The following is a 3,283-nucleotide window of genomic DNA, read 5'->3' as shown; positions in this document are numbered from 1 at the left end:
GATATGAAGAATCTCAAGTTGTTAACATTAAAAAGCTAATATTACGGCAATATATTTCTCCTGGATATCGTTATACATTTTGGTTACGTCTATGTAAATATCTAAGGAATAAAAATAGGTTATATACACCTGTTTATGTAGTGGCCATGGTTATTCTTCAGCGTTATAAATATAAATACGGTATTGAAATTTCACCAAAAACTAAGATAGGTAAAGGGTTTTACATTGGACATTTTGGAGGGATAGTGATAAATAGTCAAACTGAAATAGGCGCAAATTGTAATATAAGTCAAGGTGTTACAATTGGGATGTCTAATAGAGGGGATAAAAAGGGGGTAGCGGTTGTAGGAAATAATGTTTATATAGGACCTGGAGCAAAAATTGTTGGGGCTGTATATATAGGTGATAATGCAGCAATAGGTGCGAATTGTGTAGTCACTAAGGATGTACCAGCAAATGCTGTTGTAGTGGGAGTTCCAGGTAAAGTAATTTCAATGAATGGTTCAAATGGATATATAGGTAATACGAATTACAATTTTTAGAGTCTATTATGATGCTATCTTTTACTCGACAAAGAAATAAAAAGGTGATGGAAAATGAGGTATTGTTAAACAGATAGTTTAACAACATTGATTAGTTGAAAAAGCAAGTTCTAGTATTTGTTTATAATCTTTATGATCCATATGTAAAAGGTATCTAATAAATATTGGCGGGAGTATGATCACAAATGAAACGTTTTTTTGATGTAGTCATGTCTTTGTCTTTATTAATAAGTTTTTCTTTTATTATTATTTTAGTAGCGATTTTAATCCGATTGAAATTAGGAGCACCTGTACTATTTAAACAGCAACGTCCAGGATTACGAGGAAAACCATTCTTCTTGTATAAGTTTCGTACAATGAATGATATGAGGGATAGTAAAGGTGTGTTATTGGGCGATCATATTAGATTAACCCCCTTTGGAAATTTACTTAGAAAGTATAGTCTAGATGAATTACCTCAGCTTATAAATGTTGTAAAAGGGGATTTAAGCTTAGTAGGCCCTCGACCATTATTAATGGAATACTTACCATTGTATTCAAAAGAACAGATGGAACGCCATAATATGAGACCAGGTATAACTGGATGGGCTCAAATAAATGGAAGGAATGCGATTAGCTGGGAAGAGAAGTTCCAGCTGGACATATGGTATGTAAAAAATCAAACCTTATTTCTTGATATGAAAATATTAATTTTTACCATAGTAAAAGTGTTCAAGTCAGAAGGGGTTAACCAAGTTGGTCATATAACTGTTGAGCGTTTTACAGGCGCAAAATCACAAGTGAAAGAAGATGCTTGAATGAAAATATTAATAATTGGAGATGGTGGTCATAGTAAAGTTGTCAAAGATATAATACTGTCAAATACACAATATGAAATCGTTGGATATTTAGATGATAAATATATAGAGATTATTTTAGTTAATGGTATATATTTTGGGCCGATTTCTGCTATTGGTGAAATGATGAATAAATTTCAAAAAGTAAAAGTTGTAATAGCAGTGGGCAATAATAAAATGAGAAGTAAAATTTTTGGAAAATTAAATTTATATGATTGTTATTTTGCCACGTTAATACACAAGACAGCTGTTGTAAGTCCTACTGCCAGGTTAGGAAATGGAACAGTTGTTATGCCTTATGCAGTTATTAATGCTGATACTATAGTTGGTGAACATGTCATAATAAACACAGGAGCAGTCATTGAACATGACAATCAAATAGGGAGGTTTGCACATGTTTCACCTCATTCTACACTTGCAGGTTCGGTCAGTATAGAAGAAGGAGTACATGTTGGAGTAGCTGCCACTTTGATTCCAGGGGTACATGTTGGAGAATGGGCTACTATTGGGGCTGGGGCGGTTGTAATCAATGATATATCACCTAAGTATACCGTGGTGGGTATTCCTGCCAGAGTTATTAATGTAGAGAATTATTAGGGAGTGATGAAGGATGGTTATAATAAAAAATAAAAAACGAATCTATCTCTCTTCTCCACATATGAGTGGTTATGAGCAAGAATATATTAATGAGGCATTTGATACAAATTGGATTGCTCCTCTTGGCCCGAATGTAGATGGTTTTGAACAAGAATTTGCATCTTCTGTTGGGATTGGATATGCTGCAGCAGTTAGTTCAGGGACTGCTGCTATTCATTTGGCATTGCGTCTATTAAATGTTCAAAGAGGAGATAAGGTATTTTGTTCAAGTTTTACTTTCATAGCCAGTGCGAACCCGATTATTTATTTAGGTGCCGAACCAATTTTTATTGATTCTGAGTTTGAAACATGGAATATGTCGCCACAAGCATTAGAACGTGCATTCTGTGATGCGGATAAAGAGAAAAGGTTACCGAAAGCAGTTATTGTCGTTCATTTATATGGACAGAGTGCAAAAATGGATGAAATACTTGCTTTATGTGACAAGTATAATGTTCCTGTAATTGAAGATGCAGCAGAATCACTTGGTTCTACATATAAAGGAAAAGCAAGCGGTGTATTAGGTAAATTTGGTATTTATTCGTTTAATGGTAATAAAATTATAACCACTTCGAGTGGAGGTATGCTTGTTTCGAATGATATTGAAGCCATACAGAAGGCGAGGTTTTTAGCTACTCAAGCACGAGATCCAGCACCACACTATCAACATAGTGAACTGGGATACAATTATCGTATGAGTAACATATTAGCTGGAATAGGTAGAGCGCAATTAAAAGTATTAGAGGAAAGGGTTAAGGCTAGAAGGTGTATATTTGAATATTATTACAAGGAATTATCTTATATCCCTGGATTGAATTTTATGCCTGAACTAGAAAACAGCTGCTCGAATCGTTGGCTTACAACTTTAACACTCGATGAAAAAAAGATTAGCACATCTATTACACAGTTAATCGAATTATTGTCAGCAGAAAATATTGAAGCTCGGCATTTGTGGAAACCACTTCATATGCAGCCGTTTTTTAAAGGAGCGAGGTATTATCCTCATAGTGAAAGTAACCATGTATCTGAACAATTGTTTAAAATAGGCATTTGCCTTCCATCGGGTTCTAATATGGCAGAGGAGGATCAACAAAGGGTTGTTCAGTGTATTAAAAATGCTACTTAGTAAAAAGGAATGGCCAAAATATTATTAGCCCATTCCTTTTTGTTTTCAGTTTGAAAATCATCGTTGTAATAATGTTAGGCATATATGTTATTTCTTCAGTTTCCCCTTCAAATGTATGTATAAATTGTTAATGAGAATTATTA

The 3,283-nt window shown here is 34.0% G+C and carries 4 protein-coding genes; all 4 read left to right on the top strand.

Annotated features, from left to right (window positions below; all coding sequences use genetic code 11):
• On the top strand, window positions 1-542 hold a 542-nt coding region (locus AB3X48_RS19790), incomplete at its 5' end, for a serine O-acetyltransferase (protein ID WP_367959839.1).
• A gap of 185 nt (window positions 543-727) precedes the next feature.
• Window positions 728-1,339 (top strand): sugar transferase, encoded by a 612-nt coding sequence (locus AB3X48_RS19785; RefSeq protein ID WP_367959838.1) that lies wholly within the window; start codon window positions 728-730, stop codon window positions 1,337-1,339.
• On the top strand, window positions 1,340-1,975 hold the full coding sequence (locus tag AB3X48_RS19780) for an acetyltransferase (protein ID WP_002146232.1): 636 nt from the start codon (window positions 1,340-1,342) through the stop codon (window positions 1,973-1,975).
• Window positions 1,976-1,988: 13 nt separating this feature from the next.
• Window positions 1,989-3,140: a DegT/DnrJ/EryC1/StrS family aminotransferase gene (locus tag AB3X48_RS19775; RefSeq protein ID WP_367959837.1), complete on the top strand. Its 1,152-nt coding sequence runs from the start codon at window positions 1,989-1,991 to the stop codon at window positions 3,138-3,140.
• Window positions 3,141-3,283: the final 143 nt, after the last annotated feature.

Source organism: Bacillus sp. S4 (assembly GCF_040838205.1).
Lineage (GTDB): Bacteria > Bacillota > Bacilli > Bacillales > Bacillaceae_G > Bacillus_A > Bacillus_A cereus_U.
The sequence above is the reverse complement of the archived record's forward strand: the minus strand, read 5'-3'. Positions and strand labels throughout refer to the sequence as shown.